General features: G+C 71.3%; 1 protein-coding gene. It reads right to left on the reverse strand.

The window, feature by feature from the left end; genetic code table 11:
• Window positions 1-18508: hypothetical protein (locus H8R17_RS40965; protein WP_187828277.1), on the reverse strand; the 18508-nt coding region annotated here is incomplete at both ends.

Here is an 18508-nt window from a genome sequence, read left to right on the forward strand (position 1 = left end):
GGCCCCGGGCGCCCTCGGCGACCGTGAGCGGGAACAGGTGGTGCTCCGCGGTGATCCGCGACGCCTCCGCCCACAGCTGACCTGCCGTCGGCTCGTCCAGCTTGCCGAACTGTTGCTCCGCGAACCGGCGGACGTCCGGGGGCACCACGCTGCCGGTGGCGGTGGAGCCGCTCAAGGGGTGATCGCGTACGACAGGACCGGAGTCGGCGGCGTTCTCGATCGCCTCCAGGTAGCGGCGGGGCACACCCACGCCGGGAGCCCGGGTGAGGTCGGCCATGATCCCGTCGCCGGCGGACTTGGCAGGGGTGTCGCGGAACACCGACTCCGGGTCGAGGTAGGTGTCCGGCAGGCCGGCGAAGTGCCCCAGCTCGTGCAGGCCCAGCAGGTCGTTGCGCTGCCGCACCGCCCGCAACTCCGTCGGATCCAGGGCCTGGTCCTCGGAGCGCAGCCGGAAGTGCAGCTGGTCCGACACGCCGGGCGCGGCCGACATGCTCAGCTCGACGGCCCCGCGGCCGTCCGCGACGGGAGTCAGTCGCAGGCCGATGTGCAGCTGATCGCCCGACCTCGGCAGCGGCAGGCCGGTGTTGAGGTGGCCGTCCAGTGCCGCGCGCCACCGCTGCTCGAACTCGGGCAGCATATCCGGAGTGAATCCCTCACCCAGGCGCACCGGCAGGTGCAGCGTCAGGTCGCGAACCCAGCGGCCGTCCTCCGCCTGGATTCGCCTGACCTCGGCGCGGATCAGCGTGGTCCAGCCCGGCAGCCTGCCGTCCGCGGACGTTCCGCTACGCCGTGGGTCGAACCGCTCGGTCTCCAGTACACCGCCCGGCGCCTCCGCCCGCCGGTGCAGCCACTGCTCCGGCCGCACCGGATCCGCCACCGGGTACACCAGCTCCTGCGGCGCACGCCCGCGCTCGTCGCCTCTAGCCGGCGCCTGCGACGACTGCTCCAGTTGCTCCGACTGCTCCAGTTGCTCCGGCTTCCAGGCATCCGGCGCCTGCGACGACTGCTCCAGTTGCTCCGACTGCTCCAGTTGCTCCGGCTTCCGGGCATCCGGCGTCCGCGACGGCTGCTCCGACTGCCGGGTATCCGGCGTCCGCCACGCGGCCGCAAGCTGGGTGTACGTGACCCGGCGGCCGGGCGTCTTCAGGGCCGCGACCAGGGCCGGCAGCCGCAGCCGCGCGGCCTGCTCGACGGGTGCGTCCGCCGCGGCGCCGTCCAGGCGCCGCACCAGGGCGTCCAGGTCACCGAGGGTAACCTGCCGGTCGGAACCCAGCCGCAGGGCGCGACGGGCCAGGTCCGCGGTACGGCGCACGGTCGCCAGGCGCTCGACCGTCAGGTGCTCCGGCCCCCCGTACACCTCGCTCGCCAGACCGCCCAGGCGCCACACGTCCAGGCCGCCCGCCGCACCGATCCGCGTGGCCAGCGGCTTGAGATCGGCGCGCTTGACCACCGGACGGGAGCCGGACAGCCGCTGGAGGGCGTTCCGCAGCGCCGCCGCCTTGGCCTGCCCTGCGGCCGGGTTCTCCGCGTCCGCCACCGGGAACTCCGGCACCACCTCCCTGGCCTCGATCACCTCGAAGGAACCGTTCCCGCCCTTCTCGACCCTACGAGAAGTGATCTTCATCCGGGCACCCGGCAGCAGCAACACCTCCCGCTCCTGCGGCTTCGCCGAGAACGCGGTGATGTCCCGCCCCCAGTTCCCACTGAGCTCGGCACGGACCAGCACCGGATGAGTCATCGGCAGGCGAGGCTGGAAATCCATGAACGCCCTCGCCCAGTCCTCACCCCGAGCGAAACTGGAGAACGCCGAGAACGACACCTCCGAACCACCGAACGACGGCGAAATCACCCGCCCGATCCCCGACGTGAGATCACCCACCGACCGCGTGCCACGCCAGGCCACCCCTACCGCCGGCGGCAACTGCGCAAGAGCATCCAGCAGCATCGCGCTATGCGCCGACAACTCCTTCTCCATCGCAGGCAGCAACGGCTCGGCAGCGGCATGCAGCCGTTCCCCCAGCCACGCCACCTGCCCCGCCGGCATGCCGTCATAGCGCAGCGCCAGCAGATCCCCCACAACCGGATCATCCGCCAGCACCTGCGGCACCACCACCCGCGTGTCACCGAGGTGCCTGTCCAACAGACGCCTGACCTGCAAGCGCAACGCCGCCCGCGTGCCCGCCGACTTGAACGTCAGCAACACGTTCATCAACCGGAACGCCGGGCCCGTATAAGTCATCAGAGCGGCGAAATGAGCCAGGCTGAGTCTGTCCAGCAGCTGCCGCGGCGTCACGCCGTTCTCCCGCAACCAACTCTCGACAAACCACTCCTCCGGACCCGGCAGCCCATCGACCAGCCGCTGGAAAGCACCCCGGCGATCCACCGCCCGCCGCACCAACGCCTCACCGGGATCCCGGAAACCACCCTGCCCGGACGGGGTCATGAGCCTCGACCAGTACGCCGCCTCATGCGGCAACATGCCGACCTCACCCACCCGCTCACGCAACTCGGCGAGCGGCACGCCCGGGATGGAGCGGTACATGTGCGCCGCGTCGTCCAGCGGGTTCCCGGCCAGCGACGGCACCACGTCCGCCGTCTGCAAACCCGCCAGGATCTCGTACAACGAGTGGTCCTGCACCGGCAGCATCCAGCCCAACAGCGACAACACCAGACCATCCGGATCCCCTCCGGGCACGTTCAGCAACTTGAACGCGTTGCCCATCTTCGCCGCCGTCCCTGAGACACCGGCGACCAGCGGCATGCCCCGCTCGTCGTGCATCTCCCGGAACAGCGACGAACCCGGATTCATCACGAACTGGGCCTTGCCGGACACCACCGCCAACGGCAACTCCGGACCCTGCTCACCCGGACGCAGATCACCCGCACGCGGGTCCTCGATGACGTCGGCCTCGGCGATGATCCGGGTGATCCCGGTGACCGTACGACCTTCGGTACCCTCCGGTGCGCTGTAGTGCACCTCGATACCGAGCACGTCGGGGCCGGTGCGCAGCTCGTCCAGCACCGGCGCGCCCCGCTCGTCGAAGCGCACCTGCTCCAGCGGGATCTGCTCGGTGCGGAAACCCATCACACCCATGGCGAACGGGTTCTCGGCGAGGAACGCCGCCTCACGCTCGCTCAGCGCGATCCCCATCCGCGCCCACTCACCCGGAGTCCTGGCGATATTCCCCGCCAGTCGCTCCCGCACCGGACGGCTACGCCGTGCGTCACCCCAGTACTTCGCCGCCTCCTGCCTCCACGACGCCGACTGCGCCACCACCGTTCCGATGGCGAAGAAGTCCCGGTCGAACGCGCCCTCCCTGCCGCGCGCCACATGGCTGACCAGGGCACGCAACCGCGCACGCGTGCCACCGCCCAGGAACGACGCCTGCGTCCGCAACGCCCCCACGTCCAGGCCCAGCCGCTCCGCCTCGGCCCAGTCACGGCGGTCGGCGATCCGCAGCAGCAGCGACTTCAGCGTCAACGGCGAATCCTTGAAGAACGCCGCGTTGAAGAACGCCGTCATCAACTCCCGTACGTTGCCTTGGTCCAGCAACTCCTGGAGACGGGACGACTGTGTGTCGCCGCCGACCTGACCGGCCGAGGTGACGTCGCCGTGGAAGAAGACCCCGGCGACCTCATCCGGGCCAAGGTCCGGATGCGCCTTGGTCAGCACCTCGAGGAGACGCTCGACGCTCTGCCGCGCCGCGGCGCGCGCCCTGGGATGGTTGAACGCGAACGAGCCCAGCCGCGACTCGAACTGCTCCGCCTTCGGGAAGTACGACGCGTCCGCGTACAACGTCCGCAGCGCACGGTTGTGGCCGAGCGTGAACGGCTCCAGGACGTCCGTCGCGGCCTCGGAAGCCTGCAGCTCACGGACGTCCGACGAGCCGGGCTCCAACGCATCGCCGCCAGTCGACGACTCCTGCTCGGCGTCGGACGCCGGCTGGATCTCGTTGGGCTGCTCCGGGTTGCCCTCTGCCGTCGCGGTGTCGTGCGGGCTGTTCAGCTCATCCGGGGAGGCGGCATCGGCCGACTGCTCCACGTGCTCTTCGGCCGGGGCCTGCAGCCCCTCGGCCTGGGCGCCGTTGGCCGACTCCGCCTCTTCCTCCGCCTCTTCCTCCTCTTCCTCCTCCTCCGGCACTGACTCGAGGGCGATGTGCGTACGGGGCGGTGCCTGCAGCTCAGCGACCTGGTCGCCGTCGCCCGACTCCTCCTCTTCTTCCTCCGCCACCGGCTCCAGGGCGGAGTGTGTCCGGGGCGAGGCCGGCAGCTCAGCGACCTGGTCGTCCTCCTCACCCTCCTCTTCCTGCTCCTCTTCGTCCTCCTCCGCCACCGTCTCCAGCGGAGCGTGGGCGGGGGTCGGAGTCCGGTTCTGCGGCGTCGCCGTGGCGGGCGCATCATCCGCCACGGCCTGGCGCGGTTCCTCCAGCAGTTCTCCCGCCGTGTCGGACGAGACCTGAGAAGCAGACTCCTGCGGCGCTGCCTCCGTCGGCTGCGTCACCTGTGTTGGTGGCTGCGTCACGTCCTGGAGCCGACCGAGCGCGTCAAAGTGGAGCGCCCGTCCGCCAGGCGCGTCCGTCACGGTAAACCCGGCGTCCAGCCGCTCCGCGAGGGACTCCGGCAGCGGTGCCACCGAGAAGACGAAGTGCGCGCCCAAACCGCCGATCAGCGTGTGCGTCACACCGGCCGTGCCCGCACCCGGCACGAACTCGGTGCGCACCTTCAGCCCGGACAGGCCGCCGATTCCCTCCCCCCGCAGCGGCACCTCGAGCGAGCGCGGCTCCGCGTCGGCGTCGAGGTGCCACTCCAGCACCGCACCGTCGTCCTCGCCCGGTACCGGCGTCCGCACCACCAGGTCACCCTCTGCGGTGCGGGTGACGTGGGTGACGTGGACTTCCGTCCCGCCCGCCAGCGGCACACCGTCCGGTTCCGCCAGGCGCACCCCGCCATCCACCCCGGACGGGGTGTAGAACCGCAGCAGCCGATCCGTACCCGGCAACCGCACGGTGCGGAACTGGAACTGCCCACCCACGGAGAAGTGCAGCGTGCCCGGGACGACCCCCGTGATGCTGAAACCGCCCTCCTGGCGCGGCGTCACCACCGCTGCCTCAATCGGCGCGCCGTCACGATCGACGAGGGCCAGGCGCAGCGGGTCCCGCCTCAGCCGGACCCCGGCACCGGCCAACGGGCCCACCTGGTCGACCCCGGAGAGTCGCGTCCCTCTGGCCGACGGTGCGGTCGTAGGCCGCTCGGCGGTCAGGTCGCCACCGTGCGCCGGGACCTCGAGGAGCTGCCCGGCCGGGGCGTCGACCTCGACGGCGGGCGGGCGCTCGGCGGTCTGCGGTTGCGTCTGCGTCTGCGACTGCGCCGGGCTGCCCTCCCCCTGTGTGTCAGGGAGTTGCCCGGCCGGGGCATCGACCTCGACGGCCGGGCGCTCCGCGGTCTGCTCGATGAACGGCCAGGGGGCGCCGCTGCGCTGGGCGACGGCTTCCCGACCCGTCTCCGGATCGACGTACACGTCCTTGAAGCCGGAACGGATCCAGTTCCAGCGGCGCGTACCGGAACCCACCGCGTTGCCCTCGGCACCGAAGCGCGTCCAGGTCCACGCCCCCCGGGCGCCCTGCTGAGCACGGACCACACCCCCGTCCGCCGTCGGGTGGTACGTCCGCACGGAGAGGAGGTTCATCCTCGGCAGTCTGCCGGTGCGCGTGTCGTGGAAGGTCCGGGTCCTGGCGTCCCAGGTGCGGGTGCCGTGGGCGACCTTGTTCCCGGCCGCGTCGAACTGAGTCCAGCGAAGCTTGCCGGCGCCGTCCCGATGGACCTGCAAGTACCTTCCGCCGCCCAGCGGCTCGTGCTCGAAGAGGACGGTGGCGGGGTCCTCCTGGCTGGTCAGCGTCAGTCCGCCGGTGAGGGACGTGGTGATCCTCGCGGTACCGCGCGGGCCGGCGACCAGCTCGCTCTCGGCGTTGACAAGTGACGCCGCACCGGTCGTGTGATCGATCAGCCAGTGCTCGCCGGTGGGGACGCCGGACTTCACGCGGACGGCGACGGTCTGCTCCCGCAGTCCGCCCTGCGCGTCGTACACCATCCGCTCCTGCGGCCAGCCGCTCGGCACGGTGCGGCGCAGCACGAACCGGTCGGGCCCGAGAAGCTCGACCTGCACGGTGTCGTCCGGCTGCCCCGCGGCGCCGACGAGCTTCGGCTCGGTGGCGTCCGGCAGGCCGACCTTGAACTGCAGAGAGCCAGTCCCGCCCGAAAGCCGGACCATGCGGCCGGCGTACACGCCCTCCTTGCTGAAGTACCAGGTGGTGCCCGCCCCATCAGCGACGCCGAACGCGGCGTCCGTGTCCGCGGGTACGCCGGTGGTCATCCGGTACCGACCGGCGAGCTGAGGAGCGTCGGCGAACGCAACGGCAGGGCCCGTGAACCCGACCTTGATCCCCTCAATCTCGGTGGGAACGTCGTGGGCCACGCTCCCGAGGAACACCTCGTGGTAGGTCACCTGCTTGGTGTCGCTGTAGCCCCAGCGCAGCCCCGTGGCGTTGTGCGTGACCGTGTAGGCGCCCCCGCCCAACGCATCGCGCGGGGTGGGAACGACGGTGAAGTCACCGACCGTCACGGCACGGGGGGACGAACCCGAAACACCCGGAGTGACAACGGGGAGCCGTTCCGTCAAGGGCAGATCCAGGTACTTCGCCAGCGCGCGCTGGGCCTCACGGTTCATCGCCTCCCGGCCCCTGGCCATCGCGACGACGACATCCGGTCGGACCAGATTCCGGGACATGCCGCCACGCACCAGCGCTGCCATGAGCCCCGGTGCGACATCCTGGACACGCACCACCGGGCGCGGATCGAAGTCATCCGTCTTGAAGTACGTGTCGAAGTCCGCCCCGATCCGGTGCAGAAACTCACGAAGGCCGGACGTATCGGGCCCGTCATCCGGCCGGACCCCCTCGACCGAACCCAGGGCCTCGGCGACGATCTCCCGGAAGACTTCCGGACGGTCGACCGGGTCGAACTCCTCGACCGACGGCTCGTCTGCCGCCGGGGACTGGTCGCGCACGACCGCACCGGCGGCGTTCTCGACCGCCTCCCGGCTGCTCCCCGGCACATCGGTGCCGCGAAGAGCGGTGACGTCGGTCATGCCCCCCGTACTGGAGGCGACACCCTCGCCGCCCTCGGCCAACACGCCGGCGCTGGCGCCCCGGGGCGCAGCGATCTGCGGAGCCGGTATCTCAAACGCCAGCTCGGAGGCGCCTCCCTGCAGGCCCTCCCGGACAGAGCCGGCACCGCGCTGGTCGGCCATGCTCCTGGCCACGGCAGTGGCCTGCTCGATCCGGTCGGGTGCGTCCGCGTGCTGGTGCAGTGCCTGCGCCACGCGCATGATCGCCCAGTACTGCTCGGGGTCGCGCTCCAGCAGACCCTCGCCGGGACGCCCGATCGTCAGGCGGAAATAGTGGTGCTCCGCGGTGATCCGCGACGCTTCGGCCCACAGCTGCGATGCCTTCTCCGCAGTCGTCTTGCCGCCGAACTGCTGCTCCGCGAAACGACGCAGCTCCTCCGGCACGGCGGTCCGGTCGTCCCTGTGCTCCGGCCCCACCTGACCGTTCCCGCTGGGGGCCACCTCCCCAAGCCGCTGCAGCCGCTGCTCCATGCCCTCCGTCTGCAGCTCCTCGGAGGACCCCCGGCGGGTCTCCTCGGCCGTCTCCGCGGGCGACTCCATGCCGGGCTCTTCAACGCCCTCCTCGGGCGTCTTTTCGGCCTCCTTGGCAAGGAGTTCGTGCAGGGCGGGTGTGTCCGCGACAGACGTCGGGAGCATGAAGTACAGGCCCTCGGGAGCCTTCACCCGGAGGCGCCCGTGCCGGCCGGAGACGACCACGTCGACGTCGGCCTTGTAGTAGCGGAACGGCCGGATGCTGACGGCATTCCGCTCCAGGATCTCCTCGGTCTCCGCCGCCCGCTCCTGCGAGCTCTTCGCCTCGTACTGGAACGGCGACCGGTCCTGGGCGCCCTCTTCCCCGGTGCCGGCCTCGGGGCCGAATCCGGCGAACCCGCCGCGGGTCCCGCCTTGGAGGTGTTCCTCCGACTCCAGGTTCTGGTTGTAGTGACGCGACAGGACGTCGACGTCAGGCGCCGGCAGCGGGACGATGCGGTTGATCCGCAGCCCGACGTTCACCTTCTCATCACCGACCGGCACCTCATGGGCGTGCCGCAGCAGCTGCTCCATACGGAGCCGCAACAGCACCCCGTTGGTGAAGTGGTCATACAGCATGCCGTGCACGGTGGTGACGTCGGCCTGCCTGGACCGGTGTTCCGTCGGATCGGGCCGTGACCTGGACGGGTGGGCGGGCAGCGCGGCCCAGCGGTTGATCGCGGCCGTGGCGGGCAGCGCCCAGGGATGCCCGTGCTCGACCATCAGGTCCACCAGCTCGTTGTTCAGGGGCTGTTCCTCGGTCTCCCACACCGGATCGGTACCGTCGGAGCGGTGGGAGATCTGCGCGGGCGGTGGTCCGGGCTGGATGAGGTGGACAGGGGCGATCACCCGTACGTCGCCGTCTACCACACCGTCCTCGGGCCGCTTCGGGAACCGCTCGGCGAACGAGACGGGCTCCTGCGACCAGGCCGCCGCGTGCCGGCCCCCCAGCACACCCGCGGCGGTGCGCGCGACCCCGCGCAGTACGCGGCCGGGGACGCTGAGCACCTCCGGCCGCTGCAGGGTGATGCCCATCTCCACCCGGAACCGCTGCCGCAGCTGCAGCTCCACCGACGGGTTGCGGGTCTGGCCCCAATAGACGTCCACGTGGTCGTCGTGCTTCTCGTGGGAGCTGCCAATCCCCCAGGAGTAGCCGGCCGCGCCGTCCAGACCGCCCACACCCGAGGTGCCCATCGTGGCGCGCACATTGCCGCGGGCCGAGACCCTCGAGCCGCGGGAGGTGGTGGTGATGTTCTCGGTGACCGCCTTGCCACGCAGCATCATGGTCATCTCGGGACGGTCCAGCTGCGACACCGGCTCCAGCGTCTCGGCGGTGACCTTCACCCACACGTACCGGCTCTGGCCGAAGGCCGATGTCGAAACCGGCAACCACCGTGTGACGCCGGTGGTGTTGAGCAGCGTGAACTGGTTGAGCAGCGCGGCGGGTGAGAACGAGGCCTCCAGCTCGCTCAGCAGCAGGCTCGGCCGGTGCCCGACGCCGTCCGCGTTGGCGCGCAGCACGTCCTGTTCCGTCAGCCAGTTCTTGATCTTGTCCAGCACGCCGTCGGCGTGCAGCACCTCGGGGTGCGTCGATCCCGGCAGCAGCGCCAGGTCGAGGTGTCCCTTCGGCGGCTGCGGCTTGATGCGGGGCACCCCCTTCGGCCGCGGCAGGCCCAGGTCGAAGATCCGCCGCTGCGGAACCACGAACTCAAGGCCATGCCGGACCTCCAGCACCTGCCGGCTGCTCGTCATGCCGGATTTGCGTCGGGTCACCGCATCGGTCCAGCTGCCGCTGCGCCACCGCTGGAGGGTGACCTCGAACACCGCGTCGGAACGATAGGTGTGCATCGGCCCGCCGTAGGTGCCACGGGTGATGCCGACGGGCGCGACGGCGGTGCCCCGCTCCCTCTCCCACTCCCATTCCAGCCCGCCACCCGCGGTGGCGAGGATCTCACCGGTCAGCGGCTGGCCGTGGTGCTGGTGCTCCCCTTCACCGGAGACGTCTTCGTCCTCCTTCGGCCCGAACTTCAAAAGCGGGCCGATCCGGCCCGCCAGGCCCAGGCTGAAGGAACGTTCGCCGCTTCCCTCGTACTTGGCGGCGGCGCTGGTGTTCTGCCACAGCTGGAACCCGCCCGGACGGTGCGCCGTCACATGACGCGGCTTGGAGGCCACGACCCGTACCCGCAGCGCCTGGTGCCACCCGTCGGCCCCGTCGGGAAGCTCCACCAGCCGCCCGTCGGGAGAGGTCAGCGACGGGAAGTGCGCCGCCAGCTCGGCGGGCGACAACGTCTTCTTCAACTCCGCCGGCCATTTACCCTGATCCTCCAGCCACTTGGCCGGAAGTTTATTGGCCTCCTGGTACATCTTCGCCGCAGTTCGCGGCAGTTCGGGCGTCTGGAGGAACGACCGGTACACGGCCGCAGTGCCGTGGCTGGTGAAGTCCGCCGCCGGCCCGGCCGGCACGGAGTCCAGCGTCCGCACCTCACCTGCCTGGGCCAGAATGCGCGCGGGGACCGGCGTCGCCGGCACGTGCGTGTGCGGCACCACCACCCGGGCCACCACCTCGCCCGGCCGGTCGATCCACCACCGCTTCGGCGGATGCTTTCCGGTGCGTACGGACATCTCGTAGACGACGTCGTAGACATGCTCGTCGATCTTGCCGCCCATCTCAGCGCGCTGCGCGGACTTCGCACTGCCGGAGAACACGTGTTTGGCGCCACCGCCCACGCTGCCTGTCACGCCCGCCTGGCCCAGCTGCAGGTCCAGCACGCCATGCACCTCCGCGTGAGCCCTAACCCCCGCGAATCCCTTGAGCTTCCAGGTATTGCCACGGTGCCCGCTGACAGTGGCGGCCTGACCGGTCCGGACATTGACCGACATGGACGTCGCGTCGGCCCCGGTCGTGCCACCGACCCGGCGCCGCAACCGGGCGGTCACCGCCACCTCGTACGTCCGGCCGCCCAGCCGCACGGAGTGCTCCACACCCGACATCAGCTGCCCAAGGTCGGCCTCCAGAGAGGCCCGCGCGAATTTGGCGAGCAGGTCCCGGTCCGCGCCCGACCAGTCGACCCCGTGGCGGCCGGTCAGCTTCCCGCGCAGACGCTCCATCACGTTCCAGTGACGGCCGTTCAGCTGCTCATGCATCTGGCCGATCACGGTCCGGATCTGGTCGTGGACCAGCTCCGCGCCGGGCAGGGCGATGCTGGTGCCAAAGCCCTGCCCCAGCCGCGACGCCAGAGCCAGCGGCTCACGCTCGTGCGGCTCCGGCAGCGGCTCGTCCAAACTCGCCGGGCGCTCGAACGCACTCTCCGGCAGGCCGACGGCGTACTCGGCCGCCTCGGCCAGCAGAGCCCGCACGTATGGCAACGACTCCACCGGGCCATCCGTCTCCAGCAGCGGCTGCCGCAGCTGCGCAGCCTCCGGGCCCAGCACGCGGCGCTCGAAGTCGGCCGCCTCGTGACTGGGGACACCGACCTCCGCCGGCACGATGCGGTGGACCGGGTCGATCCGGTGCGTGGTGGAGACCACCTCGACGGAGAAGTTCAGCAGTGCTCGATAGCGGGCCTGGTCGTCGGTGGTCTGGAGCACCATGTGGGTGGCGGTCTCCTCGGTCAAACCGTGCCCAGAGCCGCGCTCGACCTCACCGGCCACCGAGAAGAACTCCATCGGCCCCGCGGCCAGCCCGCCACCCAACCAGGCACCGCTCTTCGCCCCCTGCGCCCGGTGCACACTCAGCGTCGCCCCGGAGTCCTCACGCACCGCGACCTTGGGAGTGTCCCCCAGATACTCCAGGCCCTCGATCCCGGCACGGACGACGACATGGCCCTCGAACGACCGGCCGAAACTGACCGGGAAGGACACCTCCTCCGTCACCAACTGGTTTTCCAGCAGGTGCCGGCTCCGGTTCATCGCGGACCGCTCGTTCAGCTGGGCGAGGATCCGCTCCGTGAGCTTGCCCACGCCCTCCGCGGGCAGTCCCGCCGCGAGCAGACGGCGCTGGAGCTCGGCGGCCAGCGGGATCAGGTCGACCGCGTTGATGACGTTCCGCGCCCGGTGCGACCCGGAAGCCTGCTCCCCGTCGCCGGCCTGGGCCCCGGCGTGGGGCACCGGCCGCAGCGCGTTGGGAGCGGTCAGCGCCTTCGGCAGGTTGACCGTCAGACGGGCAGGGGTCACCGCGCTGTGCTGACGCTCCTCGCCGTCGACGAAGACTCGCATCATCACGCCGGCACGGAACGGAGTGCTCTGCTGCGCCCAGATCTTCCGGTCGAAGACCACGGTGCGATGAGACGCCGTCTCACCGGTGCGCTGCGCCGAGGCGCCGAGCATCGGCGCGGGCGTCACCTTGGAGACGACCTTCGCCCCCACGGAGAGCGCGGTCAGCACCGTCGACTCGGCCGACACGCCCCGCTCCGACGCGGACTTCTCCGTGGTCGTCAGCTTGCCCCAGTTGACGTTGTACCGGTCGATCTGCGAGGCCGACCCCGGCGGCACCGGCTCCACGTCGCGCAACACCGGCCGCAGCCACACCACATGACCGTCCACCGTCAGCATCAGCCCGCGCTGGAGAACCGTCTCCCAGAAGTCCAGCTCCCGATCCCGTTCCGCCTCGGACGAACCGGCGGCATGCTCCCCGGCTGCCAGGCTGTCCGGGACAGCCCGGCCCCGCAGCAACGTGCGCAGCCCCTCGCGGACGGCCGCCTCGAACGCGGCGCTGTCGCCGTCGCGCCGCACCTCGTAGGCGATGCGGTTGGCCCACTGCCGGACCAGCGCCTCGTCCCAGCTGTCGACGCCGGTGACGGCCACCTCGCCGACGGAGTCCACCCCGTCCATGCCCAGGTACCAAGGCACTTCGGCGTGCGCCGACTTCGGCGGCTGGGCGGACACATCAGTCGCCGCGGCGTCGGGGCGCGTCTCCTTGACTCCGCGCAGGGACGCGTCGAGGGACTGCAAACGGCCCTGCTCCGCGACCCTGGACCCGGTCTCCACCAACGGCGGCACCTCGCTCACTGCCTCCGACATCTCCGAAAGCTGCGAATCGGGGGAGCCGGGCTCGAGCACATCGCTTGTGCGGTCATCACGCTGCGGTTCCTGGTACGTCTCCTCCGGCGCCTGCACGTCCGTGCGGTCGTCGCGCCCCGCTTCCCGGTGCGTCTGCTCCAGCGCCTGCACGTCCGTGCGGTCGTCGCGCCGCGGTTCCGGGTACGTCTCCTCGGGCGCCTGCACGTCCGTGCGGTCGTCGCGCCCCGCTTCCTGGTACGTCTCCTCCAGCGCCTGCGCTTCCTGCGAATGCGTGTCGTCCTGCGTGATGAGGGCCGTCTCCGGCTGCGGTGACACGGCCGCCTCCTCCACGCGGGTCCGCGGCGAGGGGATGACGCTGATGACCGCCCGCCGGCGCGCGGCCGGGCCGTCCTCAGGCCGCGCGCCCAGCGGATACTCACGGCCGCGTGAGGTGACCTCGACGGAGAAGTCGGACTCGTGCGGAACGGCAGCCCCGTCGGCAGTCGCTGCCAGCAGGTGCTCCTCAAGGCTCCTGGCGAAGGCAGTGGCCACCGCGTCGGCACGTTCCTGGCCACTGCGCTGGGCTGCCCTGACGCTCGGCCGCCCCAGCGTCGTACCGTTGCCATGACCGTTGATGGTCACCTTGGGCAACGGCCGCCCCTCCGCAAGAGCCTCCACACCCTCCCGCGCGGTGTGCGCTGCGAGCGCGTGGATGGCGCGCAGGGCGGACGGCGACAGCCGGCTCGATCCGCCGCCGAAGACGATGTTCCGCGTGACCGGCTCGGGCACCGGCCGGTCGGCCCCGTCCTCCCCGGCGGCGGAATCGTCCCGACCGTCCTGCGCGCCGCTCTCCGTCTGACCGGTGTCCGGGTGCCGGAAGAGCGTGCGCGTGCCGTCCTCGGAGGCCAGGGTGATGCCACCGTCGCGGCCCGTGTGGACGACGGCGGTGTCGAGCGGGCCGGTGAGCGCCCGGCCGTCGCCGTCGAGGCGGGTGGCGGTATCGCTCGCGTGGTCGATCCTCCAGTACTCGCCGAGCAGCAGGCCTCGTTCGCCGGGGACGCCGACGATCTCCTCGACGACCCGCCCGGTGCGGGTGTCCACGACAAGGCCCTCAAGAGGCCGTTGCGGGTCGGCGTAAGTGGGCCTGAGAGCCACACGGCCCGCCCCGAGCGACTCCAGCCGCATCAGCCCCTCGGTGTCCGGCTCGCCGGTGGCATCCAGCAGACGCGGGGCACCGTCCGGTTCATCGGCCCTCAGGCGCAGGTACCCGAGACTGGCCTCCAGGCGTACGTCGGTGTGGGTGGGAGCACCGTCGGAGGCGAAGTGGTAGCGGTGGCCGAGCCGGGTGTCGATGATCTGGAAGCGCGGTGCCCTTGTCCCCGTGGCGGGTATGGCGGGCTCCTCGCCGCCGGCGCTGTCGGACGGGTGGGCGTGGCCGTCGGGTTCGATGTCGGTGGGTGCGACGGCGAAGCGCTCGATCGCATCGGGTTCGCCTGTGAGCTGGTACTCGCTGCTGGGCAGCCCCTCGGCGTCGCTCCGTTCGCGGACCGTGACAGTCAAACCGGCCAGGTCGTCGGGCGCGGCGCGCAGGGCGATGTCGTACTCGGCGCGGATGTCTCCGCTGCCCCCGGACGCATCTCCACGGTCGACGACCGGTGCGATGCCGGAGCCGTCCTGCTCCGGTCCCGCCGCGATCCGGTCCCCGTCCTCACCGAGGACGGTCCGCTCCTCCTCCGCGTCGGCAGGGTCCTGCGCGATCGCGTCCAGGGAGAAGAGCTCGGCGAGCGTATGGCCGAAGCGCTTCTCCGAGGCATCCGCAGCAGGGCGCTCCTCCTGCCGAAGCCGGCTGCTCGGCTCGCCCTCGGATACGTGGGTGGTGTCGACCGGCCGCTCCGCGTGCTCTTCGCCCGGGTTCTGGGCCACGGGGCCCGCCACCCATGCCTCCGCGAGCCGGGTGTAGGTGACCCGTTCGCCGGGCGCCTTGAGCCGGGCGACCAGGTCCAGCAGCCGCTGCCGCTCACCCGGCTCGACCGGGGCCTCGGCGGCGGCGCCGTCCAGACGGCGCACCAGGGCGTTCAGATGCTCGCCGGTGACCGGCTCGTCGGCGTTGAGCTTCAGCACCCGGCGGGCCAGGTCCGCGGTGCGGCGTACGGTCGCCAGAGCATCGACCGTGAGGTGCTCGGGGCCCTGGTGGACCTCACTGGCCAGACCGGCCAGGCGCCACACCTGCAGGCCGTCCGCCGCGCCGATCCGCGTCGCGAGCGGCTTCAGGTCGCTCCGCTTCACCACCGGGCCGGAATTGGAAAGCCGCTGGAGGGCATCGCGGAGCCTGGCGGCCCGGATTTGAGCTCCGGCCGCGTTCCCGCCAAGGTCGAGGACCGGGAGCTCCGGCAGCTCCTCGGCGGCCTCGATCAGTTCGTACCTGTCACCTCGGCCTTCCCTCTGGGACGAGCTGTCGCCCACTCCGCCTTCCGCGCTGCTGGCGATCCGGCGCGAAGTGATCTTCAACCGCGCTCCGGGCAGGAGCAGCACCTCCTCCTCGTCCGACTTGTCTGAGAAGACCGAGATGTCACGCCCCCAGTTCCCGGAGAGTTCGGCGCGGACCAGCACCCGGTGGGTCATGGGCAGTTGCTCGGGCAAGCGCATGAACCTCTCGGCCTGCGTCCGCTCCCGGCTGAAGCTGGAGAACGCCTTGAGGGAGATTTCCGAGCCGCCGAAGCTCGGCGAGATGATCTGCCCGATGCCCGAGCCGAGGTCGCCCACGGACCGGTCACCGCGCCATACCTCGCCGAGCGCCGGCGGCAGTTGCTCCAGGGCATCCATCAGCATGGCGGTGTGGACCACCGCCTCCTGCTCGATGACGGGCAGCAACGGCTCGGCGGCGGCGTAGATCCGTTCCTTGTGCCGCTCCAGCTCCTTGGGCGTCATCCCCTCGCGGGGGGTGGTGAGCAGCCTCCTGATGGTCGGGTCCTCCATCAGCAAAGCCGGCATGACCACCGCGCCCGCGCGCTGGTCGAGTATGCGCCTCACCTGGATACGCAGCGCCGCCGGCCGGGTGGCTGCGGACGTGAACCTGAGCAGCACGTTGATCAGCGGGAACGCCGGGCCCGTGTAGGCGATCAATGCGGCGAAATGAGCCGGGCTCAGCCGCTCGAGCACCTGCCGCGCCGTCATGCCGTTCTCCCGCAGCCAGCGCGCCGCACGCTCGGTCCGGCGATCGCCCTGCGGCCGGCTGACAAGGCGCCGGAAGAGCCTCCGGTTCGCCTCGGCCTTGCGCCGTCCCAGTTCTCCGGGGTCGCTGAAGCCGCCGTGGTCGACCGGGGCGTTGACCTTGGACCAGTAGACGGCCTCGTGCGGCAGCATGCCGTCCTCGCCTACCGCGTCGCGCATTTCCGCCAGCCGCACGCCCGGGATCGACCGGTACATCCTCGCCGCGTCGTCCAGCGGGTTTCCGGCCAGCGACGGCACCACGTCCGCGGTCTGCAGACCGGCGAGGATCTCGTACAGCGAGTGGTCCTGGACCGGCAGCATCCACCCCATGAGCGCCAGCGCCAGACCGTCCGGTTCCGCGGGGGCGTTGAGCAGCTTGAAGGCGTTCCCGAGCAGGGCCGCCGTTCCGGAAACCCCGGCGATCAGCGGCATGCCCCGGCGGTCGTGCGCATCCCGGAACAACGAGGACCGCGGATCCAGCGCGTGTGCGGCCTTGCCGGACACCACACTCAGCGGCAGCTCCGGGCCCTCCTCATCCGGCGCCAGGTGACCCGCCCGCGGATCCTCGATGACGCGCCTCTCCTCGACGATCTTCGTGATCCCGGTCACCGTCCGGCCCTCGGTGCCCTCGGGAGCGTTGTAGTGCACCTCGAAACCGAGTACGCCTGGGGCCTTGCGCAGTTCGTCCAGCAACGGCGCGCCCTGCTCATCGAAGCGCACCTGTTCCAGCGGCACCCGCTCGGTGCGGAAGCCCATCACGTTCAGCGCGACTGGGTTCTCCGCCAGGAAAGCCGCCTCCCGCTCGCTCAGGGGCGTGCCGGGGTGGGCCCAGTCGCGCGGCGTCGTGGCGATCTCCCCGGCCAGCCGCTCCTCCTCGGGACGCGAACGCCGCACGTTCCCCGCGTGCTTGGCCACCTCCCGCCGCCACGACGGCGACTGCGCCGCGACATTCCCGACGGCGAAGAAGTCCTTCGCGAACGCCGCCGCCTTGTCCGGGGCGAGCCGGCTGAGCACCGCATGCAAGCGCGTGCGAAGCCCGCCCTGCAGGAAGGACGCCTGGTCGCGCAGCGCCCGCACATTCAGACCCAGCCGCTCGGCCCTGTCCCAGTCACGGGTGTCGGCCAGGTCGCGCAGCAGCGACTTCAACGTCAGCGGCGAGTCCTTGAAGTAGGCCGCGTTGAAGAAGGCCGTCATCAACTCACGAACGTTGCCGTGCTCGATCAGACCCTGGAGATCGGACCCCTGCGCACGTCCACCGATCTGACCCGCCGACGTCGGATCGTCCTTGAAGAAGACCTTCGCGATCTCCTCCGGGTCGCGATCGGGGTGCGCCTGCGTGAGCACCCTGAACAGGCGGCCCACGCTCCTGGCGGCCGCTTCCCGCGCCCGGGGGTCGTTGAACGCATAAGCCCCCAGCCGCGCCTCGAAGTGCTGCGCCTTCGGGAAGTACGCCGGATCCGAGTACAGGGCGCGCAACGGACTGCCCTTGCCGAGACCAGGGGCCACTGGGAACGAGTCCACGGCGTCGCCGTCGAGCGTGGACCCCGCAGCCACCTCCTGCCCGCCGCCCAGTGGCCCTTCGTCCTCGCCCGACCAGGCGTCGTCCCCGGTCGCTCCTGCTTCACCCTCGGTGTCCGAGACATCCGGGCTGCCCAGGCTCACCGCGTCAGACGCGTTCGGGCTGCCCAGGCTCACGGCGAAGTCGGAAGACGCCGGGCTGTCCGGTGCCGCTTCCTCGTCGGTCAGCCAGTCGGTCTCCTGAGCCAGCCAGGCATCGAATCCCATTCCGGTCGGCACTGGTTCGTCCTCGGTGTCCGAGTCGTCCAGGCCACTCGCCGCCGTCTTCACGCCGAGTTTCGAGAGGAACGCCCCGAGACCCAGGTCGTCCGTCGACGCGGCGTCCGACGCCTGACCGCCGATGGTTTCACCGGCTTCGTCGAGCGGGGACAGGTCGCCGCCGGACACCGTGGCGGAGGGCTCCAGGTGGTCGAGGCCGCCGACGGGGAGTCCCTCGTCCATCTGGTCGGCACCGCGTTCCCGGACCGGCTCCTGGGTTTCCGCCGCCGGGGACACCGGCTCCTGCGGCGCACGCCCGCGCTCGCCGCCCAGCGCCTCAGCACCGTCCCGCTCGCCGCCCGCCGAGGGAAGCGTCCGTTCCAGCTCCGGCGACGCCGCCGGTTCCGCGCTTTCGGTCCCGGGCTCAGCATCCACGGGCCCAGGCTCGAAGCGCACGAGCTCGGGCCGCTCCGGAGAGAGCCGGATGTCGGGCCCGACGGGCTCGGTGTGCGCAACCGTGTCCACGGCGGGATCGCTCTCCACGCCGGTGCGCCGCGACTGGGCCGTGGTGTCGGTGGCGCCGCCCCGCAGCCCGGGCCGCGACGCACTCACGCCCCGCTCCGCGGCAAGGGCCTTGGCCACCGCGACGGCACGGGAGGTCCGGTCCGCGTCGCCCGCGGACTCGTGCAGTTCCTGGGCCACTCGCATCGTCGCCCAGTACTGCTCGGGGTCACGTTCCAGCAGGCCCCGGGCGCCCTCGGCGACCGTGAGCGGGAACAGGTGGTGCTCCGCGGTGATCCGCGACGCCTCCGCCCACAGCTGACCTGCCGT

It is taken from the genome of Streptomyces sp. TRM68367, from assembly GCF_014495685.1.
GTDB lineage: Bacteria > Actinomycetota > Actinomycetes > Streptomycetales > Streptomycetaceae > Streptomyces.